This window comes from Arthrobacter sp. Hiyo1 (assembly GCF_001263615.2).
Classification (GTDB): domain Bacteria; phylum Actinomycetota; class Actinomycetes; order Actinomycetales; family Micrococcaceae; genus Arthrobacter.
In genome coordinates this window covers 469,640-473,984 of record NZ_DF952469.1, presented here as the reverse complement: position 1 = coordinate 473,984, position 4,345 = coordinate 469,640, and the positions used below count along the sequence as shown (strand labels likewise).

Annotated in this window: 4 protein-coding genes; 2 read left to right on the top strand and 2 right to left on the bottom strand. The window is 66.3% G+C overall.

All coding sequences use genetic code 11. The features are described from left to right. Both AHiyo1_RS06575 and alr read right to left on the bottom strand, forming a co-directional pair. The coding region (locus AHiyo1_RS06575) for a PucR family transcriptional regulator ligand-binding domain-containing protein (RefSeq protein ID WP_172465513.1) at positions 1 to 568 on the bottom strand (568 nt) is incomplete at its 3' end. Beyond that, complete coding sequence (gene alr, locus AHiyo1_RS06570; RefSeq protein ID WP_059388007.1) at positions 558 to 1,778, bottom strand: alanine racemase; 1,221 nt, start codon at positions 1,776 to 1,778, stop codon at positions 558 to 560. The genes AHiyo1_RS06575 and alr, both read right to left, overlap by 11 nt. A gap of 219 nt (positions 1,779 to 1,997) precedes the next feature. Here alr and AHiyo1_RS06565 point away from each other — a divergent pair, with 219 nt between their 5' ends. Both AHiyo1_RS06565 and AHiyo1_RS06560 read left to right on the top strand, forming a co-directional pair. Further along, complete coding sequence (locus AHiyo1_RS06565; RefSeq protein ID WP_172465546.1) at positions 1,998 to 3,428, top strand: amino acid permease; 1,431 nt, start codon at positions 1,998 to 2,000, stop codon at positions 3,426 to 3,428. Positions 3,429 to 3,516: 88 nt separating this feature from the next. Then, positions 3,517 to 4,345 (top strand): FAD-dependent oxidoreductase (locus AHiyo1_RS06560; RefSeq protein ID WP_148667491.1); only part of this gene is annotated, 829 nt, incomplete at its 3' end.

Genomic DNA, 4,345 nt, shown 5'->3' with positions numbered 1-4,345 from the left:
CCCGCCCGTCCGCTCCGACCAGAAGTGCCCAGACGGGCACCTTCTGGACCAAAGCGGCGAGCAGCTCGTGTTCAGGCCGAGGGGAGAGGACCGCCCGCATGAGTTGCCGGTTGGTGTCCGCGAGCTGGCGGAAGACCTTCGCATTGTCCGACTCCAGGAGCTGGGAGAACTCTAAGCCGATCGCTGCGAACGGGATGGACTCGGGAATCTCGATCAAGGTGAGCTTGTGCCGGCGGCACGCTTTCAGCAGCTCGGACGGGACGGCGTCGAAATACGGCCTGATCCCGAAGCCCAGCGCCGCCACCTTGGCCCCCACCAGCCGCTTCACGTAAGCATCGACGTTCTCGCTGGACCCGCCGTCCCCCAGGAAAGGGAGCCCCGCGGTCAGCAGGAACTCCCCGTCCGGCAGGTACGGGGTGGGGTCGTCCAGTTCGCTGGGTTCAACCCAGCGCAGCAGCTCCCCGCCGCTGCCGCCGTCGTGGAGTATCTCCAACTCCGGCGGCAGCTGCTTCAGAAACTGCGCAAGCGTGACGAAACTCAGGCGGCCGGGGGTCGGCTCAGGCGACATCGCTCGGTGCCTCCTGGTAATCGGGGCACTCGTAGGCGCTGGACTCATACACGCGGGGGAGCCGCGGTGCGATCCGGTTGATGATCTCGTCGCCGTGGCTTCCGATGGCGGCGCCCCAATCGTCGGCGCTCGCGGCCCCTCCTGCGGGATCACCGAACAAAACCGCTGTGTCTCCGACCTCGATTCCGGACGCGTCCGGGCCGAGGTCCACCATGAACTGGTCCATGCACACCTTGCCGATCACCGGGACCCTCCGGCCGGCGATCTGGACCAGGCTCCGGCCGCTGATGCCCTTGGGGATACCATCGGCGTAGCCGAGGGGGATGAGGCCGAGATAGCGCGGCTCGTGCGTGATGGCCCGGTGTTCGTAGCTGACGCCAGTCCCCGCCGGGACTTTCTTGACCATGACGAGCGGCGCGGTGACGCCCAAAGCGGGGCGGAGTCCGAAGTCCGCGGGATCCAGGTGGTCCGCTGGGGCCAAGCCGTAAATCGCCAGTCCGGCGCGGACCATGTCGAAGTGGAATTCGGGCCGGTCCAGGATGTTGGCCGAGCTCGACACGTGCCGCAGCTGCGGGTCAAGTCCGGCAGCGCGGGCTTCGCCAACCGCGTCTTCGAACTCCGCGACGGCCGCGGCGTTGCCGGGGTGGGCGGGAACGTCGGCCCAGGCCAAGTGGGTCCAGATGCCGCGGACAAGCACCGTGCCGTCCTGCTCCGCCATGCGTGCCCGGGCCACGAGTTCGGGCCAGTCTTCCTTGCGCGCGCCGCCGCGGCTGAGTCCGCTGTCCAGCTCCAGGTGCACGACGGCGGGGCGGCCCAATTGTTCCGCGATCCCGGCCAGGACCTCAAGTTGACCGACGCTCCCAAGCGAAACGTCGACGTCGTACTCGAGCGCCTCACGGATGGTCGCGCTGGTCTGGGATGCCAGATACAGCCACGACAGGACCGGCACGGTGATGCCCGCCTGACGCAAGGTGATGGCTTCGCTCAATTGGGCCGTTCCGAGCCAATCAGCCCCTGCCCCCACCGCCGTGCGGGCCACGTCGACGAGGCCGTGACCGTAGCCGTTCCCCTTGACCACGGCCATGAAATGCGGCGCGGCGGTGCGCCTTTTGAGGGCCTTGATGTTGTCTGAAATCGCAGACAGATCAACGCTGACCCGCCCGGAAAGCGCCGTTTCCGGCGTCGTTTCTGATTGTGCAATACGTCTCATGGTTGATCACTATAGGTCATTTTGCACCGCCGTGAGAGCTGGCTCACAGGCTTACGGTTGTCAGGGGAAACCGCCAACTACTCTGAAGGGACGTCAACGGTGACTGTGCCTACCTCCACCCAGACCAAGCCAACGCACGCCACGAATGCGGATGCAGGCAATGCCGCCCGCCGCCCGGGGCTCGGTTCGCAGCTCCTGCGCCGCAAGCCGATCGGGCAAATGGTCAGCGAAGCAGGAAGCAGCGAAAGCGGTACGCCGCTGGTCCGCAGCTTCGGCGTCCTCCAGCTGACGATGATCAGCGTCGGCGCGACCCTGGGAACCGGCATCCTGGTGATCCTGGGTGAATCCGTGCCGCTGGCCGGACCCGCGGTCTGGATTTCCTTCGTGGTCGCTGGGCTGGCCGCCCTGTTCTCGGCCGTGTCCTACGCCGAAATGGCAGGCCTCGTGCCCGTCGCCGGGTCCAGCTATTCCTACTCCTATGCCACGATGGGCGAGGGCATGGCCTGGATCTGTGGTTGGTGCCTCGTCCTCGAATACGCGGTCTCCGTAGCTGCCGTGGCCGTCGGCGCAGGGCAATACGTGAACGAAACACTTGCCGCGTTCGGGCAGTTCCTGCCGGACGCGATGTCCCAGCCACCGGGCAGCGGCGGCGTGGTCAACGTGCCGGCCATGCTGATCGTGGTCCTCGCCATGGTCCTGCTGGTGCGCGGCGCCAAGGAAAGCGCCTGGATCAACACCGTGATCGTGACCATCAAGATTGTCATCCTGCTGTTCTTCTGCGCCGTTGCGTTCACCGCGTTCAACGCCGGCAACTTCGAACCTCTCATGCCGATGGGGGCCGCAGGCGTTTCGGCCGCAGCATCCCGGGTGTTCTTCTCCTACATCGGTTTCGACGCCGCTTCCACCGCAGGCGAGGAAGCCCGCAATCCCAAGCGAGACCTGCCCCGGGCCATCCTGCTCTCCATGGTGATCGTGACCAGCATCTACGTCCTGGTTGCCGTGGCCGCTATCGGTGCCCGGCCCTGGGAATGGTTCGGCGGCACTGAGGCAGCCCTGGTCCAGATCCTCGAGGAAACCACCCACCAACCCTGGATCGCGCTCGTCTTCTCCATCGGTGCCGTGCTCGCCATCGCCAGCATCGTCCTGACCGTGCTCTACGGCCAGACCCGCATCCTGCTCTCCATGTCCCGCGACGGGCTGGTCCCTGAGGTCTTCGGACGGATCTCCCCGCGCACCGGCACTCCGGTGGCCGGAACGCTCATCGTGGGCACCGCCGTCGCACTCACCGCGGGACTTGTCCCGCTCGGCGCGCTGGCCGACGCCACCAGCATCGGCACCCTCTTCGCGTTCGCGCTGGTCAACGTCGCCGTCATCTACCTGCGGCGCAACCGCCCGGAGCTCAAGCGCAGCTTCCGCGTACCGCTCTACCCGATCACCCCCGTCCTCGGCACCCTCATGTGTGCCTACCTCATGGCCAACCTGGGTGCCGACACCTGGGTGGTGTTCGGTGGCTGGATGCTCGTGGGGATCGCCCTCTACTTCGGCTATGGACGCCGGAACTCCAAGGTAGCGGCCCTGACCGAACAGGAATACCGTGAACTATCCGCCAGGGTCGCCGACCCGGAAACTGTGAAGGCAGAACTTTCATGACCATCGCCACCGAATTGCCCACGGAACCCACACCCCGCGCGGGGATGCCGGAATTTCCCAAGCAACGCCGGCCGACGCTCCCATCACCATGCTGAACCCGGACTTCCCGTTCAGCTACGACCACTACCTGGCCCACCCCGACGGGCTGGCGGTTATTCCGCCGGAACTGTACGGCACAGAGGTCGCGGTGATCGGTGCGGGCCTTTCGGGACTCGTCACGGCCTACGAGCTCATGAAGCTCGGGCTGCGCCCCGTGGTCTACGAGGCCGACCAAATCGGCGGGCGGTTGCGCACCGCGAGCTTCCCGTCCGCTCCCGGAGTGGTGGCAGACCTCGGTGGCATGCGCTTCCCGGTGTCCGGAAAGGCGTTCTACCACTACGTGGAACTCCTCGGCCTGGACACCCAGGAATTCCCCAACCCGCTTGCCCCGGCAACATCGAGCACCGTGATCGAGTTGGCCGGACAGAAGCACTACGCCGCCACGTCGGCTGAGCTGCCGGAGTTCTTCCACGAGGTTGCCGCAGCCTGGAAGGCAGCAGTGAATGACGGCGCCGCGTTCCAGGAAATGCAGGAGGCGATCCGGGCCCGCGACACCAAGCGCATCAAGGAGCTATGGAACGGGCTGCTCCCTCTCCTGGACGAACAGACCTTCTACGGATTCATCGCCGCAAGCACGTCCTTCAAGGAGGCCGGATTCGCGCACCGCGAGGCCTTCGGCCAAGTAGGTTTCGGCACGGGTGGCTGGGACACCGACTTCCCCAACTCCATCCTCGAAATCCTGCGCGTCGTCTACACCGACGCCGATGACCAGCACCGCCTCATCACGGGGGGAGCGCAACGGCTCCCCGAGGCACTGTGGCACCACGCGCCGTCGGGCATGGCCCACTGGCCCGAGGGCACCTCGCTCGCATCGTTGC